Consider the following 14649-nt stretch of genomic DNA (forward strand, 5'->3'; position numbering starts at 1 on the left):
GCACCGTAGGGCACAGCGGCTTTCCTCGCATCGGTTTTTTCGATAGATAATCTATCGCCATGCAGGACGAGAATCTCACCACGGCCCACCGCATCGCCGAGGCCATCACCGAACGGATCGTCAGTGGCGCGCTCCCCCCGGATGCGCCGCTGCGACAGGACCACGTCGCGCGCGAGTTCAAATCCAGCCACGTGCCGGTGCGCGAGGCATTTCGGCAGCTCGAGGCGCTGTATCTCGTGGTCGCGGCACCGCGGCGCGGCGTGCGGGTGGCGCCGCTCGATGCGAAGTCGACCAGGGAGATCGTCGAGATGCGCGTCGCGCTCGAGGTGATCGCGCTGCGCAATGCCGCGCCGCGCTACACGCCGACGCATCTCGCCGCGATCGAGCTCGCGCTGATCGAGGCCGACAATGCCGAGACCATCCAGGAATTCGAGACCGCGAACCGCGCCTTCCACCGCGCGCTGGTCGCGCCCTGCGCGATGCCGCGGCTGCTGGCGAGCCTCGACGGATTGCGCCTGGCGAATTCACGGCTGGTGCTGGCGATGGCCCGCAATGCCGGCTGGCGTCCGCGCACCAACCAGGATCACCGGCTGATCCTGCAGGCCCTGCGCGCCCGCCAGATCGGCCACGCCTGCGAGCTCCTGACGCGGCACAACCAGACGATCGAACGGCTGGCAAGGCCGGGCGTGTAGCCGGCTTCGACCCGTTCCTTGCGACCGGGCGCATACCGCCATGCGCCCGCGACGGCTGGGGCGCTCGCCTGCTCCCGTGTACATGCTGATCCGGACGCGCCCCGCGAACCGAAGGTCTCCAAAGGTCTCATGTCCGACCGCCACCACGCTTCGAAGCTCGCCGGCGACGGCACCACCGATGGCCTGCCGCCCGGCAAGCGGCCCTGGGCCATCGCCGCGATCTTCACGGCGCTGTCGATGGCCTCGCTCGACGTCGCCATCGCCAACATCGCGCTGCCGTCGATCTCGGCCGATCTCCACGTCTCCCCGGCCGAGGTGGTCTGGGTGGTCAACATCTACCAGATCGCACTGGTCGCGACGCTGCTGCCGCTCGGCGCGCTCGGCGAGATCGTCGGCCATCAGCGCATCTATCTCGGCGGCCTGCTGCTGTTCACGCTGGCCTCGGTCGGCTGCGCGCTGGCGTGGTCGCTGCCAACGCTGGTGATCGCCCGCGCGCTGCAGGGCCTCGGCGCCAGCGGCATCATGAGCGTCAACACCGCGCTGGTGCGCTACGTCTATCCCGGCAAGATGCTGGGACGCGGCCTCGGCCACAATGCGCTGGTGGTCGGCATTTCCTTCACCTTCGGCCCGACGATCGCGTCCGCCATTCTCTCGCTCGGCTCCTGGCCGTGGCTGTTTGCGATCAATCTTCCGTTCGGCCTGATCGCGATCGCCATCGGCATGAGGATGCTGCCGCGGACGCCGCGGGCCGAACATGGCTTCGACTTTCTCGGCGCCGCCCTCGCTGCGCTCTGCCTCGGCCTGTTCATCACCGGCATCGGCAGCGCCGCGCACGGCGCGACGCCGGCCATGGTGGTCGCCGAACTGGTCGCAGCGCTCGTGCTCGGCGTCATCCTGGCCCGCCGCCAGGCCGACCACCCGGCGCCGATGCTGCCGATCGACCTGTTCCGCCGCGGGGTGTTCGCGCTGTCGGCGGCGACCGCAGTGTGCTCGTTCTCGGTGCAGGGCCTCGGCTTCGTGTCGCTGCCGTTCTATTTCGAGGACATTCTCCAGCGCTCGCAGGTCGAGACCGGGTTCTTCATGACGCCCTGGCCGCTCGCAGTCACGATCATGGCGCCGATCGCCGGCCGGCTGTCGGACCGTTTTCCCGCCGGCCTGCTCGGCGGCATCGGCCTGGTGATGCTCGGCTCCGGCATGGCGCTGCTCGCCATGTTGCCGGAGAACCCGAGCATCGCGAACATCGTCTGGCGCATGCTGATCTGCGGCATCGGGTTCGGCTTCTTCCAGGCGCCGAATATGAAGGCCATCATGTCAAGCGCCCCGCCGCACCGCAGCGGCGGCGCCAGCGGCATCGTCGCCACGGCCCGGTTGACCGGCCAGACCACCGGCGCGGCGCTCGCCGCCTTGTGCTTCAGCCTTGCGGGGCACCAAGGAGCCACCCTTGCCTTGGCCCTCGGCGCCGGTTTCGCCGCGCTCGGCAGCGTGATGAGCTTTCTGCGGCTTGCCGTCGCTCCGCCGCGCGGCCCATGAGCCGACGCAACTACAAGCCGGGCCCATCACAAATCCTGCGCGCGGCAAACGCATATTCTTGATTTGAAGGATGCAAACGTTCGCGCCACAGTGCCGCCCTCTGTTCAACTGGCGCGTTGAACGAAAGGGATCTGCGATGGCAAACCTCACGATCAACGGACAATCCTATACTCTGGACGTCGAGCCCGACACGCCGCTGCTGTGGGCGATCCGCGAGAACGCCGGACTGACCGGCACCAAATATGGCTGCGGCATTGCACAATGCGGCGCCTGCACCGTGCATCTCGACGGCGCGGCCGTGCGCTCCTGTGGCGTCACCGTCTCCGAGGCCCTGGGCAAGCAGATCACCACCATCGAGGGGCTCGCGAGCGACACCGGCCTGCACAAGGTGCAGCAGGCCTGGGTGGAGAACGACGTTCCGCAATGCGGCTACTGCCAGAGCGGCATGATCATGGCCGTCGCGGCGCTGCTCAAGGACAATCCGAAGCCGAGCGATCAGGACATCAACGACGCCATCACCAACATCTGCCGTTGTGGAACCTTCGCGCAGGTGCGCGAGGCGATCCACGCCGCCGCCAACGCCTGAGGAGGACGGCATGAACCAGCATGTGACGCCGCGCCTCGACCGCCGGTCCTTCGTCATCGGCACCGCCGCGCTCGGCGGCGGCCTCGCCCTCGGCCTCGACCTTCCCTTCGGCGGGCCGCAGATCGTGCGCGCCGCGGATGGCTCGCCCGAGGTCAACGCCTGGGTCGTGATCCGCCCCGACGACACCGTGGTGATCCGCATCGCCCGCTCGGAGATGGGCCAGGGCTCGCTGACCGGTCTGGCCCAGCTCGTCGCCGAGGAATTGGCTTGCGACTGGAGCAAGGTCACGACCGAATATCCGACGCCGGGCCAGAACGTCGCGCGCAAGCGGGTGTGGGGCGATTTCTCCACCGGCGGCAGCCGCGGCATCCGCGCGTCGCAGGACTACGTCCGCAAGGGCGGCGCCGCCGCGCGGATGATGCTGATCCAGGCCGCCGCCGACGAGTGGAAGGTGCCGGCGGCCGAATGCACGGCTGCGAATAGCGTCATCACCCACAAGGCCTCGGGCCGGACCACGACCTACGGCAAGGTGGCCGAGGCCGCCGCGAAGCTGACGCCGCCAGCCGACGTGAAGCTGAAGGATCCGAAGGACTGGACCCTGATCGGCAAGGGCGTGAGACGGCTCGATACCGCCGACAAGGTCACCGGCGCGATGATCTACGGCGCCGACATGAAGCTGCCGAACATGCTCAACGCCGCGATCAAGGACTGTCCGGTCACCGGCGGCAAGCTGAAGAGCTATGACGAGGCCAAGATCGCCGGCATGAAGGGCGTCAAGAAGGTGGTCGCGATCGACGGCACCGCCGTGGCCGTGGTCGCCGACACCTGGTGGCACGCCAAGACCGCGCTCGATGCGCTGCCGATCGTGTGGGACGAAGGCGAGAACGCCAAGGTCTCCTCGGCCTCGATCGGCAAATGGCTCGCGGAAGGATTGGAGTCCGGCCCCGCCTTCGTCGGCAACGAGAACGGCGACGCCAAGGCGGCGCTGGCAAGCGCGGTGAAGAAGGTCGAGGCTACCTACAACTATCCCTATCAGAACCACGCCACCATGGAGCCGATGAACGCCACCGCGCTCTACACGCCCGAGCGCTGCGAGGTGTGGTGCGGCACGCAGAACGGCGAGGCGGCATTCGCCGCAGTGCTGGAAGCCTCAGGGCTGCCTGCCGACAAATGCGAGGTGCACAAGCTGATCCTCGGCGGCGGCTTCGGCCGGCGCGGCCAGACCGACTATGTCCGCCCGGCGGTGAAGATCGCCAAGGAGATGCCGGGCACCCCGATCAAGCTGTTGTGGTCGCGCGAGGAGGACATGACGCATGGCCGCTATCACCCGATCACGCAGTGCAAGCTGACCGGCGGCTTCGACGCCGACAACAATCTGACGGCGCTGCACATGCGCATCTCCGGCCAGTCGATCCTGTTCAGCCTGCGGCCGGATGCGCTCGTCAACGGCAAGGACCCCGCGACCTTCCAGGGGCTCGCGCCATCAGGCGAGGCGACGATCGGCTACTCCGTGCCGAATTTGCTGATCGAGCATGCGATGCGCAACCCGCACATCAATCCGGGCTTCTGGCGCGGCGTCAACGTGAACCAGAACGCGATCTATCTCGAATGCTTCATGGACGAGCTCGCCGATGCGGCCGGCCAGGACCCGCTGGAGTTCCGCCGGAAGCTCATGGCCGACCATCCCAAGCATCTCGCGGTGCTGAACGCGGTCGCCGAGAAGATCGGCTGGGGCACCCCGGCGCCGGACGGTGTGTACCGTGGCCTCGCTCAGCTGCACGGCTATGGTAGCTACGTCGCGGGCGCCGCCGAGATCTCGGTGATCGACGGCAACAAGATCAAGATCCACCGCATCGTCGCCTCGACCGATCCGGGCTATGTCGTCAACCCGGCGCAGGTGGAGCGGCAGATCGCCGGCTCGTTCGTCTACGGCCTGTCGGCGCTGTTCTACGGCGGCTGCACCGTGAAGGACGGACGGATCGTCGAGACCAATTTCGACAGCTACAATTCGATGCGCATCGCCGAGATGCCGAAGGTGGACGCGATCATGATCCCGAGCGGCGGCTTCTGGGGCGGCGTCGGCGAGCCGACCATCGGCGTCGCCGCCCCCGCCGTGCTGAATGCGTATTTCGCCGCCACCGGAAAACGCATCCGCTCGGTGCCGCTGCGCGACCAGAACATCACCTTCGCATGATCCGTGTGGCGGCAGCCGTTGGGAACAATGGCCGCCGCCATGCTATTCTGAATGGATGAGAGTGAGCCAGCGCACCCGCAGAGAGGTCGGCGGCCTGATCGCGGCGGGCGCAGCCCTGCTCGCCGCGCCGGCGGTGCTGCGCGCGCAGACGACGGCGCGCGTGATCATCATCGGCGGCGGTTTTGGTGGCGCGAGCTGCGCCCGCGCCCTGCGCCAGGCCGACGCAAAGCTTGACGTCACGCTTGTGGAGACCAACAAGACATTCACTTCGTGCCCCCTGAGCAACGAGGTCATTGCCGGCCTGCGCGATATCACAGCGCAGCAGTTCGGCTACGACAAGGTCGCCGCCGAAGGCGTGCGCGTCGTGCTACAGGCGGCCACCGCCATCGATGCGGCTGCACACAAGGTGGCGCTCGCCGACGGCGCCACGCTGGCCTATGACCGCCTGGTGCTGGCACCCGGCATCGATCTCGATTTCACGGCCCTGCAAGGCTACGACGAGGCTGCCTCGACGGTCATGCCGCACGCCTACAAGGCCGGCGAACAGACGCTGCTGCTGCGGACGCAGGTCGAGACGATGCCGGATGGCGGCACGGTCGCGATCGCCGTGCCGGCCAATCCGTCGCGCTGTCCGCCAGCGCCTTACGAGCGCGCCAGCCTGATCGCGCATTATCTCAAGGCGCACAAGCCGAAGTCGAAGGTGCTGATCCTCGATGCCAAGGACAGCTTCTCGCAGCAGAAGCTGTTCGAGCAGGCGTGGCAGCAGCTCTACCCCGGCATGATCGAGCGCATTCCGCTGTCGCAGGGCGGCCGCGTCACCGGCGTCGAGATCGCCACGCGCACCGTGGTCACCGAGTTCGGCAACTACAATCCCGATGTGACCAACATCATCCCGCCGCAGAAGGCGGGCCGCATTGCCGCGCTTGCCGGTGCGGCCGACCGCACCGGTTGGTGCCCGATCGATGCCACGACCTTCGCCTCGAAGCTGCTTCCGGATGTCCACGTCATCGGCGACGCGTGCCTCGGCGGCGGCATTCCGAAATCGGCCGGCGCGGCGCGGGCGCAGGGCCAGACGTGCGCGGCGGTGATCGTGCGCGACCTGACCGGACGGCAGTCCGATACGCCGCCGCTCACCGGCATCTGCTACAGCCTGGTGGCGCCGAACTACGCGTTCTCGCTGGCAGGCGTGTATCAACCCAAGGCGGATCTGTTCGCCGAAGTGGAAGGTGGCAAGACAAGCCCGATCGACGCCCCCCAGGCCACGCGCGCGGCTGAGGCAGAGGCGACAACGGCCTGGTTCAAGGCGCTGACCCATGATGCGTTCGGCTAGCCGGTTCATCGCGATCCTCATCATCGCCCTGCCCGCGACCGCCGCCGCGCAGCAGCTCGCGCCGTATACGATCAGCGGCGACGGCATCGCGCAATCGCTCACCGGCCAGCCCGGCGACGCCGCGCGCGGCCGTGCGCTCGTTCTCGCACGCAGCTCGACCTGCATCCTCTGCCATTCCGGCCCGTTCCCGGAAGCGCGCTTCCAGGGCGATCTCGCGCCCAGCCTTGCTGGCGCCGGCAGCCGTTCGACGATGCCGCAGCTCCGCTTGCGGCTGGTCGATGCCTCCAGGCTCAATCCGGCAACGATCATGCCGTCCTACTATCGCATTGACGGACTGACCCGCGTCGGTTCCGCCTGGCGCGACAAGCCGATCCTGTCGGCGGAGCAGATCGAAGACATCGTCGCCTATCTCGCGACCTTGCGCGAGTGAGCCCATATGACCGGCATGTTCGAACGATCCCACATCTCGCGCCGCCATTTGCTGCAACTGGCGGGAACGCTCACCGCGGCCAGCGCGCTGCCGCTGATCACGGTCCGGCCGGCGCAGGCGACGCCGGCGATGCTGGCGTCCGCCATCCGCAACCTCGTCGGCGAGGCCAAGGTGACGGTCGGCAAGGTCCGGCTCGACATCCCGCCGCTGGTGGAGAACGGCAACACCGTGCCCATGACGGTCAGCGTCGATCACCCGATGACGCCTGACAATTTCGTCAAGAGCATCCACGTCTTCAACGAGAAGAACCCGCAGCCCAACGTCGCCAGTTTCCACCTGACGGCGAGCGCCGGCCGCGCCCAGGTCACGACGCGCATCCGGCTCGCCGACACCCAGAAGGTGGTTGCGATCGCGAAACTGTCCGACGGCACGTTCTGGTCGGCGAGCGTCGACGTCATCGTGACCTTGGCCGCCTGCACCGAGGAGATGCCGTGATGCCTGCCGCCCTCGTCAACGTTCCCGCCAAGGCCAAGCGCGGCGCCGTCATCGAGATCAAGACGCTGATGAGCCACGTCATGGAGCCGGGCTATCGCCATACGGCCGCAGGCGAGGCCATCCCGCGCGACATCATCACGAGCTTCACCTGCAGGTTCAATGGCGCCGAGATCTTCCGCGCCGACCTCTATCCGGCCATCGCCGCCAATCCGTTCCTGTCGTTCTTCACCACGGCGACCGAGAGCGGCCGCTTCGCCTTCGAGTGGATCGGCGACAACGGCTTCGTCGCTACCGCCGCGGCGACGATCACGGTCGACTGATGCGGCCGGCGCTTCTCACTGTCATGACGATGATCGCCCTGACCTTGCCCGTGCTGGCCGGCGAGATTGCAGAGTCCGCGCGCCGCTCCGGCTATGACTTCATGTCGTCGGACACCAAGGCGATGCAGGACGACGACACCGCCAATCCAGCGATGCTGTCGGTGCTCGACGGCGAGGCGCTGTGGACGACGAAGGCAGGCACGGCCAACAAGGCGTGCGGCGATTGTCACGGCGCGGTCGATGTCAGCATGAAGGGCGTCGCTGCGCGCTATCCCGCCTTCAATGCCGCGAGCGGTGTGCCGGTCGATCTCGGCCAGCGCGTCAATCTCTGCCGCAGGCAGCATCAGGAGGCCGCGCCGTTCGCAGCAGAGAGCCGCGAGCTGCTGGCGCTGACGGCGCTGATCGCGAAGCAATCGCGCGGGATGCCGATCACCGCCGGTAACGACCCGCGGCTGGCGTCCTCGATCGCACGCGGCCGCGACTTGTTCTTTCAGCGCCAGGGCCAGCTCAATCTCGCCTGCGCCAACTGCCACGACGATAATTGGGACAGGCATCTCGCGGGCTCATCGATCACACAGGGACAGCCGACCGGCTATCCGATCTATCGCCTGGAATGGCAGGGCATGGGCTCGCTGCAGCGCCGCCTCCGCGGCTGCATGACCGGCGTGCGCGCGCAAGCCTTCGACTTCGACGCGCCGGACATGATCGCACTCGAGCTCTATCTGATGTCGCGGGCACGCGGCTTGACGATGGACGCGCCGGCCGTGCGACCGTGAACGTGGGGCACCATCGGTGCGCTCCCTCTTCCCATTCGTCACGGGGCCGCAACGAGCTTTGCTCGCGCTGAGATGGTTGGGGTGAGCAGACGCACGGGAAGTGTTCGTGGAGAGACCTGTCCCCGTCACCCGGATTGCATCTTCGATGCAATCCGACCTCTCCCCGCCCTAGCGAAGCTTCGCTTCGCCCTGGCGGGGCGAGGTGCACCTTCACTGCCGCGAGAGCTCAACAACATCATGCTGCTATACATCGAGTCGAACTTGTAGAAATTGATAGCCAGCGATGAGCACACCCCAGCTCAGATCGCGAGCTGCCAAGGCCGCCACGCGCATCACGCCCCTGTCTTCCGCCGCTTCCGCCCGCGCGCCCTGATCGTATCGATCGCAGGCGGCGGCCCTTCCGAGACCTGCTTCAGGCGTGGATCGGCGGCGATGAAGTCGATGAAGGTGCGGACCTTGGCCGAGAGATATTTGCGGCTCGGATAGACCGCCATCAGCGGCGCCTTGAGCGTCAACGCCTCCGGCAGCACCGTCTCGAGCCGGCCTGTCGCGAGATCATCCATGATCAGCCAGCGCGGCAACACGGCAATGCCCATGCCAGCGACGGCGGCATGGTGAAGCAGCGTTTCGTTGCCGCTGATCAGCACGTCCTTGAAAGCCGGCATGACCTCGCCGTCGGGACCAGGCAGCGTCATCGCGCGCGTGGGGATCAGCGCATATCTCAGGAACGCATGGCCATTGAGATCGGCCAGCGCCGTCGGCCGGCCCGCCGCGGCGAGATAGCGTGGCGCAGCGACGAACTGCATCAGGATCGAGGGTAGCGGACGGGCGATCAGTCCGTCACCGGGCGAGGCCGAGGTGCGGAGCGCGAGATCGAAACCCTCGTCGATGAGATTGACGAGCCGGCCGCTGAGGTCGACATCGAGCACGACCTCCGGATAGCGCGAGCGATAGGCGGTGAGCACGTCGGCGAACAGCGAATTCGCAAACCACACGGAGGCGCTGAGCTTCAACGTGCCGCGCGGCAGCACGGTGGCCTCGCTGACATCAGCCTCGACGTCGTCGAGCTGCTCCAGCAGCTGACGCACCTGCTCGAAATAGACCACACCGGCTTCGGTCAGCCCGACGCGGCGGCTGGTGCGGTTGAGCAGCCGGGTCGACAGCCGCCGCTCCAGCTCCATGACGTGCTTGGAGACCATGGCGGGTGACAGGCTCAGCCGCTCGGCCGCCGCAGCGAAGCTCTTGAGCTCGGCGACCTGGCAGAACACCCGGATGCTGACGAGGGAGTCCATTGATCATCAACCAGCAAGCAATGATTTCTCAACGGGAGGCATAATGATCAATCCAGAAGAAATCATCAACCTGCGCCGACCAGCCCCCACTCGTTTGGAGACTTCCATCGTGTCCACCACTGCATCGACCACCGATCTCACCCCGCTTCGGCCCTCGCTCGCGCTGCGCATCGGCCTGTGGACCGCACAGGCCCTGATCTTCGTGGCCTTTGGCGGAGCCGGCCTGACCAAGCTGTTCACGCCGATCCCGCAGCTTGCGGCGATGATGCCGTGGGCAGGTGAGTATTCCGAGGTTTTCGTGCGCGCGATCGGGCTGGTCGATCTCGCCGGCGCGCTCGGCATCATCCTGCCGTCGCTAACGCGCATCATGCCGCGCCTGACCGTCCTCGCCGCGCTTGGCTGCGCCACGCTCCAGGTGTTCGCCCTCGCCTTTCATCTTTCCCGCGGCGAGGCCGCCGTCACCCCGCTCAATATCCTGCTGCTCGCCTTGTCGCTGTTCGTGCTGTGGGGCCGCAACAACAAGGCGCCGATCCGGCCGCGCAACTGACCCGGCAACCACCGGCCTTGGAATCGCCACGGCCGACGGTTTCCCCTTGCGACGAGAAAGCAGCGATGAGCGAACCCGTTCAAGATCTCTCCCGTCGCGGCTTCGTCGCTGGCGCGACGGCCCTCGGCACTCCAACCCTCGCCGTGCCGGCCGTCGCCCAGCATCGCGCCGGCATCGTCATCCTGATCGATCGCAATGATCCGCACGTGATGGGCCACGCCATCAGCTATTCGGGGAATCTCACGCGGCATTTCGCCAGCCTCGGACAGACGCCCATCATCGAGGTCGTCGCCAACGGCAGCGGCATCGATGTCTTCCGCGCCGACAAATCTCCGTTGAAGGAGCCGATCGCCGCACTGCGCCAGATGTATCCGCATATCGGCTTCAGCATGTGCGCCTCGTCGAAGGCGATCGCCGAGAGCAAGGAGAATCTGATGATCGAGCTGATCGAGGGCGCGAAGCTCGTGCCATTCGGCATCGGCCGCGTCGTCGAGTTGCAGCGCAAGGGCTGGGCCTACATCCATGGCTGAGACTGTTTCCTTCAGCGCCCTCACGCGCCGCACAGCGCTGCTGGGAGCCGCCACCGCCCTCCTTGTATCCTCGCCGCGCGTCCGCGCCGCGGCTGATGATTCGAGGCCGCCGCTCTTCCGCAGCGGCCGCAGCCAGTTCATCGTCGAGCGGCCGCGCAATCCGCTGCCGCCGTTGAAGCTGCAGGACTTGAGCGGCAAGGACGTGACGCTCGCGCCGAAGCCAGGCCATGTCACGCTGGTGAACCTGTGGGCGACGTGGTGCGCGGCCTGCAAGACCGACCTGCCGACGCTCGCCGCACTGGACCGCGTCCGGATGCCGGCGCTCGACGTCTGGACCATCTGCACCGACCGCCGCGACATCAAGACCATCCGCCGATACGCGGAAACGGTCGCGATGCCCCGTCTGTCCTTCGCCGACCCGCATGCGCAGGCGACCAATCCAGCCAATGCCGACGCCTCCGTCTTCGCCACGCCGGCGATGCCGATCACCTATCTGATCGGGATGAGCGGCTTGATCGAAGGCGATGTGACCGGTGCGGCAGAGTGGCTGTCCGAGCCCGGTGAGGCGCTGCTGCGCTACTATCTCGATCAGCCGGCCACGTGACGGTCGAAGACAGATCCGGCGGCCGGACTGGTGAGACGGTGCAGGCATTTGCCTCACCACAACGTCATTCCGGGGCAAGGCCGACAGGCCGTGAACCCGGAATCTCGATGTTGTCTTGCGTCGGCTTTCAACAAGCTCGAGATTCCGGGTTCAATCGCCAACCCGCCGCCGCTTCGCGACGTCGAGTTGACGATTGCCCCGGAATGACCGTCTGAACCAACTTGGCTTTCGTGCCGCAGTCGGCCTACTCCGCCGGCGCCGCTTGCATGTCGGCATGCGGCACGTAGCTCTCGGACATGCCGAGCCGTCCCAGCCAGAACAGCCCGCCCGCGACCACGACATAGGCCAGCGCCACCGCCGGCGTCACACCGAAGCCGCCGCCGATGCCGACAGCCTCACCATGCATGAAGCCGAAATAGGTCATGACCGCACCGGCGAGCGCGAACGCCGCCGCCTTGGTGAAGTCGCGCTCGATGACGAACACACCGATGGCGCCCAGCACGAGGCCGGCGAGGATCGAGCCGCCACCCATCACTTCCAGGCCGTGATACAGCACGCCCTGCTGCGGCAGCGCGGCGATCGCGGCGGTCTTCACCGCGTCCACCTTGTCGGCAGCGAGCCCGCCGACAGCCTGCGCCGCCGTCACCGTCGAGGCCAGCATGGTGTCGATCTGCAGCTTGGCCCAGGCGGCGAGATGCGGCGTGAACGCGAGCACGATCGCCGGCGCGTGCTTGACCGGCGTCGTCTGGAACGCCTGCGCGCCGATCAGCATGCCGATGTAGAGCAGGATCGGCGAGATCGCGACCACCGGCACCAGCGCCAGCAGCACCGAGATGATGCCGAGCCAGGACAGCACGATCACCATCAGCCCGGTCGCCGCGGAGTAGCCGATGCGGCCGCCCATCGCCTTCCAGCCGGGATGGCCGATGTAGACGGCGTTGATGAAGGGATTGCCCATCATGCAGCCGATCAGGCTGACGACGCCGTCGGCGGTCAGCACGCGCGTCGTCGGATACTCGTCGCCCGCGGCTTCCGCGCTCTCGACATTGTCCATGGCCTCGACGAGGTCGTAGATGCCGAACGGGATCGCGGTCACCAGGATCACGCCGAGATATTCGAAGCCGGAGAACACCGTGCCGAACGCCGGCAGCGGCACCGAGAAGCCAAAGTTGGCGAAGGCATCGCCGACGCCCTTCACGCTGAGCCCGCCGAGGCCGAGGCCGAACAGGTTGGAGCCCCAGGCGATGACCATGCCGACCGCGATCGCCACGAGACCGGCCGGCAGGCCTTTCGGATATTTCACGCCGCCGAACCAGCTGACCAGGATGATCGCGAAGCACACCAGCCCGATCTGCGGCGTCATGTACATCTCGAGCGCCGGCCGCATCGAGATGAAGGTGACCGAGACGCCGGCGAGCGTGCCGAGCAGCGCCGCCCTCGGCGTGATCTTGCGGATATAGGGCGCGACGAAACCGCCGATCATCAGGATGAAGCTCTGGAAGAACACCCAGACGAGGCCGGCCGACCAGCCCTTCAGGGGATCGCCGGTCTTCAAGGTGACCGGCAGCATGATCACGAAGGTCACGATGAACATGTGCGGGACGCTGACGCCCGAGGGCAGCGCGCAGACGTCGCTGCGTCCGGTCTTCTGCGCCAGCCGATAGGCGAGGAACGCGTAGTACAAGGTCGACAGGCACATCATCAGGCCGAGCGCCGGCAGGATGCGGCCGAACACCAGGCTGTCCGGCATCTTCAGCACGAAGCGCAACAGCCCGGTGAGGACGAGCATGTTGACGAGGATGTTGGTGCCGAAACCGAAGAACGCGTTCCAGTCCCCTTGTGTCCAGAGCACCGGTTTGAAATCCGCACTTGTCGAGCTTGCCGTCCCGCTTCCGCTCATCGCCTTGCTCCCCTGTTGCCTGCAGCGACTACATGATCAAACTCATCCGTCTCAGATCTTTCAGCTCGTCTCTCAGATCATGGCCTTCAGCACCGCGGCCGAGTCCGCGACCCAGCCGAAGATGCCGCCCTGGGCCTTGATCATCTTCAGCCCCATCTCGTGGAATTCCGGGAAGTAGGACGCGCAGCCATCGGAGATGACGACGCAGCGATAGCCGCGGTCATTGGCCTCGCGCACGGTGGTGTTGACGCAGACCTCGGTGGTGACGCCGCACACCAGCAGATTGGCGATGCCATGGAGCTTCAGCACCTCGCCCAACTCGGTCGCGTAGAAGGCACCCTTCCCCGGCTTGTCGATCACGACCTCGCCATCGACGGGATAGAGCGCGGGAATGATGTCGTGCCCGGCCTCGCCGCGGATGAGGATGCGGCCCATCGGACCGGGATCGCCGATGCGAAGCGACGGCGCGCCGCGCTCGACCTTGGCCGGCGGCGCATCCGACAAATCCGGCTCGTGGCCCTCACGGGTGTGAATGACCAGCATGCCGGACTCGCGTGCCGCCGCCAGCACATTCGCGATCGGCTCGACCGCGCGGGCAAGCTGCGACACGTCATTGCCCAGTGTCTCGCCGAACCCGCCCGGCTCCATGAAGTCGCGCTGCATGTCGATGATGACCAGCGCGGTCTTGGACAGATCGAGCGTGATCGGCTCCGGCTCGGCGATGATCGTCGCGGTTGCCGCTGCAGATGAGTTCGCCATGTCAGCCGCCTGCCTCCCCGCGAGAATGTCTCGCAACTGATGAAGCAAGCGGTGTGCCATTGTGTACAATGCGGCGAGGCGCGACGGCCCTGGCGAAGCACGAACTAATTCAAGGGGTTGAGAAGATGGCCGACATTGCCCGGTTGCTGGGCAGGCTCGTTCGGCGCGAACTCAGCCCATTTCATGAGCGATCATTGCATGCAATGATCGCCATGCTGCATCGCCTTGCGCCAAGGAAGGAGATTGAGCTTCACCTCGTCCCGCCTGTGCGCAGCATGACCACCGATCGCGCCAAACCGACAAATGTCGGGTCAAGCCCGGGACGACGGCGGGAGAACGTCACATCACCTTCCGATAAAAATAATCTTCTTGCTATTTTTCGGAAATCATGATTGTCTATGCGCATCCCGCCTCATCGCAGAGGGGCGTAGCGCGCGATCGTCACGACACGCGAGGCGGGGAAGCGATGGCCGCGAGAGATCGCAGCGTCCTCTTTCGAGGGTGCGGACGAACGATGGCTTGCGGACGTGAAGTCGCAGCGTCCTGACACCCCGACGCTGGTGTCACCCGCGCAATGCGCAAGCATTGTCGCGGCATGGTGGCCAACAAGCCCGGCGCACCAGGGAGACTGCGTATAAGCGTGAAGACCGTCGCGCAGGGAATG

Annotated in this window: 16 protein-coding genes; 13 read left to right on the plus strand and 3 right to left on the minus strand. The window is 66.5% G+C overall.

The window, feature by feature from the left end:
• Window positions 1–59: 59 nt before the first annotated feature.
• From ACQR1D_RS30415 to soxA, 9 genes are all read left to right on the plus strand, one after another.
• Entirely contained in the window at window positions 60–692 is a 633-nt protein-coding gene (locus ACQR1D_RS30415; RefSeq protein ID WP_315802482.1) for a GntR family transcriptional regulator, read from the plus strand.
• Window positions 693–821: 129 nt separating this feature from the next.
• On the plus strand, window positions 822–2222 hold the full coding sequence (locus tag ACQR1D_RS30420) for an MFS transporter (protein ID WP_316218354.1): 1401 nt from the start codon (window positions 822–824) through the stop codon (window positions 2220–2222).
• Window positions 2223–2358: 136 nt separating this feature from the next.
• A complete protein-coding gene (locus tag ACQR1D_RS30425) occupies window positions 2359–2808 on the plus strand; it encodes a (2Fe-2S)-binding protein (RefSeq protein ID WP_315802480.1) in 450 nt (149 codons plus the stop codon).
• A gap of 10 nt (window positions 2809–2818) precedes the next feature.
• Window positions 2819–5002, plus strand: a complete 2184-nt coding sequence (locus ACQR1D_RS30430; RefSeq protein ID WP_434894258.1) for a molybdopterin cofactor-binding domain-containing protein — start codon at window positions 2819–2821, stop codon at window positions 5000–5002.
• A 61-nt stretch (window positions 5003–5063) separates the two neighbouring features.
• On the plus strand, window positions 5064–6332 hold the full coding sequence (locus ACQR1D_RS30435; RefSeq protein WP_434839729.1) for an FCSD flavin-binding domain-containing protein: 1269 nt from the start codon (window positions 5064–5066) through the stop codon (window positions 6330–6332).
• Window positions 6316–6762: a sulfur oxidation c-type cytochrome SoxX gene (gene soxX / locus ACQR1D_RS30440; RefSeq protein ID WP_315802477.1), complete on the plus strand. Its 447-nt coding sequence runs from the start codon at window positions 6316–6318 to the stop codon at window positions 6760–6762. Before ACQR1D_RS30435 ends, soxX begins: the two co-directional genes overlap by 17 nt.
• Window positions 6763–6777: 15 nt before the next feature.
• Complete coding sequence (locus ACQR1D_RS30445) at window positions 6778–7257, plus strand: SoxY-related AACIE arm protein (RefSeq protein ID WP_409997918.1); 480 nt, start codon at window positions 6778–6780, stop codon at window positions 7255–7257.
• Window positions 7257–7577 (plus strand): thiosulfate oxidation carrier complex protein SoxZ, encoded by a 321-nt coding sequence (gene soxZ / locus ACQR1D_RS30450; protein ID WP_434839730.1) that lies wholly within the window; start codon window positions 7257–7259, stop codon window positions 7575–7577. The genes ACQR1D_RS30445 and soxZ overlap by 1 nt, the downstream gene beginning before the upstream one ends.
• Window positions 7578–7600: 23 nt before the next feature.
• Complete coding sequence (soxA, locus tag ACQR1D_RS30455; RefSeq protein WP_434839731.1) at window positions 7601–8353, plus strand: sulfur oxidation c-type cytochrome SoxA; 753 nt, start codon at window positions 7601–7603, stop codon at window positions 8351–8353.
• A gap of 332 nt (window positions 8354–8685) precedes the next feature.
• Here the strand turns inward: soxA and ACQR1D_RS30460 are convergent, their stop codons facing one another.
• A complete protein-coding gene (locus tag ACQR1D_RS30460) occupies window positions 8686–9645 on the minus strand; it encodes a LysR substrate-binding domain-containing protein (RefSeq protein ID WP_434839732.1) in 960 nt (319 codons plus the stop codon).
• 109 nt (window positions 9646–9754) lie between these two features.
• Between ACQR1D_RS30460 and ACQR1D_RS30465 the strand changes: the two genes are divergently transcribed.
• The 3 genes from ACQR1D_RS30465 to ACQR1D_RS30475 all read left to right on the plus strand — a co-directional run bounded on the left by ACQR1D_RS30465 (window position 9755) and on the right by ACQR1D_RS30475 (window position 11326).
• Window positions 9755–10192, plus strand: a complete 438-nt coding sequence (locus tag ACQR1D_RS30465; protein WP_315802549.1) for a DoxX family protein — start codon at window positions 9755–9757, stop codon at window positions 10190–10192.
• A 65-nt stretch (window positions 10193–10257) separates the two neighbouring features.
• The gene (locus ACQR1D_RS30470; RefSeq protein ID WP_434839733.1) at window positions 10258–10722 is read left to right on the plus strand and encodes a hypothetical protein; all 465 of its coding nucleotides are present in this window, start codon (window positions 10258–10260) and stop codon (window positions 10720–10722) included.
• Entirely contained in the window at window positions 10715–11326 is a 612-nt protein-coding gene (locus tag ACQR1D_RS30475) for a TlpA family protein disulfide reductase (protein WP_434839734.1), read from the plus strand. Before ACQR1D_RS30470 ends, ACQR1D_RS30475 begins: the two co-directional genes overlap by 8 nt.
• 244 nt (window positions 11327–11570) lie before the next feature.
• Here ACQR1D_RS30475 and ACQR1D_RS30480 read toward each other — a convergent pair whose 3' ends face one another.
• Window positions 11571–13226, minus strand: a complete 1656-nt coding sequence (locus ACQR1D_RS30480; protein ID WP_315802471.1) for a regulator — start codon at window positions 13224–13226, stop codon at window positions 11571–11573.
• A 72-nt stretch (window positions 13227–13298) separates the two neighbouring features.
• Entirely contained in the window at window positions 13299–13985 is a 687-nt protein-coding gene (locus ACQR1D_RS30485; protein WP_434839735.1) for a cysteine hydrolase family protein, read from the minus strand.
• A gap of 125 nt (window positions 13986–14110) precedes the next feature.
• Between ACQR1D_RS30485 and ACQR1D_RS30490 the strand changes: the two genes are divergently transcribed.
• A complete protein-coding gene (locus tag ACQR1D_RS30490) occupies window positions 14111–14377 on the plus strand; it encodes a hypothetical protein (protein ID WP_316183523.1) in 267 nt (88 codons plus the stop codon).
• Window positions 14378–14649: the final 272 nt, after the last annotated feature.

The sequence above is a fragment of the Bradyrhizobium sp. HKCCYLRH2047 genome (assembly GCF_051168175.1).
Taxonomy (GTDB): Bacteria; Pseudomonadota; Alphaproteobacteria; order Rhizobiales; family Xanthobacteraceae; genus Bradyrhizobium.

Excerpts from the sequence above, each read along its gene's own strand:
- ACQR1D_RS30415 (WP_315802482.1), top strand. The coding sequence starts at position 60 with ATGCAGGACGAGAATCTCACCACGGCCCACCGCATCGCCGAGGCCATC.
- ACQR1D_RS30420 (WP_316218354.1), top strand. The coding sequence starts at position 822 with ATGTCCGACCGCCACCACGCTTCGAAGCTCGCCGGCGACGGCACCACC.
- ACQR1D_RS30425 (WP_315802480.1), top strand. The coding sequence starts at position 2,359 with ATGGCAAACCTCACGATCAACGGACAATCCTATACTCTGGACGTCGAG.
- ACQR1D_RS30430 (WP_434894258.1), top strand. The coding sequence starts at position 2,819 with ATGAACCAGCATGTGACGCCGCGCCTCGACCGCCGGTCCTTCGTCATC.
- soxX (WP_315802477.1), top strand. The coding sequence starts at position 6,316 with ATGATGCGTTCGGCTAGCCGGTTCATCGCGATCCTCATCATCGCCCTG.
- ACQR1D_RS30445 (WP_409997918.1), top strand. The coding sequence starts at position 6,778 with ATGTTCGAACGATCCCACATCTCGCGCCGCCATTTGCTGCAACTGGCG.
- soxZ (WP_434839730.1), top strand. The coding sequence starts at position 7,257 with ATGCCTGCCGCCCTCGTCAACGTTCCCGCCAAGGCCAAGCGCGGCGCC.
- soxA (WP_434839731.1), top strand. The coding sequence starts at position 7,601 with ATGACGATGATCGCCCTGACCTTGCCCGTGCTGGCCGGCGAGATTGCA.
- ACQR1D_RS30460 (WP_434839732.1), bottom strand. The coding sequence starts at position 9,645 with ATGGACTCCCTCGTCAGCATCCGGGTGTTCTGCCAGGTCGCCGAGCTC.
- ACQR1D_RS30470 (WP_434839733.1), top strand. The coding sequence starts at position 10,258 with ATGAGCGAACCCGTTCAAGATCTCTCCCGTCGCGGCTTCGTCGCTGGC.
- ACQR1D_RS30475 (WP_434839734.1), top strand. The coding sequence starts at position 10,715 with ATGGCTGAGACTGTTTCCTTCAGCGCCCTCACGCGCCGCACAGCGCTG.
- ACQR1D_RS30480 (WP_315802471.1), bottom strand. The coding sequence starts at position 13,226 with ATGAGCGGAAGCGGGACGGCAAGCTCGACAAGTGCGGATTTCAAACCG.
- ACQR1D_RS30485 (WP_434839735.1), bottom strand. The coding sequence starts at position 13,985 with ATGGCGAACTCATCTGCAGCGGCAACCGCGACGATCATCGCCGAGCCG.
- ACQR1D_RS30490 (WP_316183523.1), top strand. The coding sequence starts at position 14,111 with ATGGCCGACATTGCCCGGTTGCTGGGCAGGCTCGTTCGGCGCGAACTC.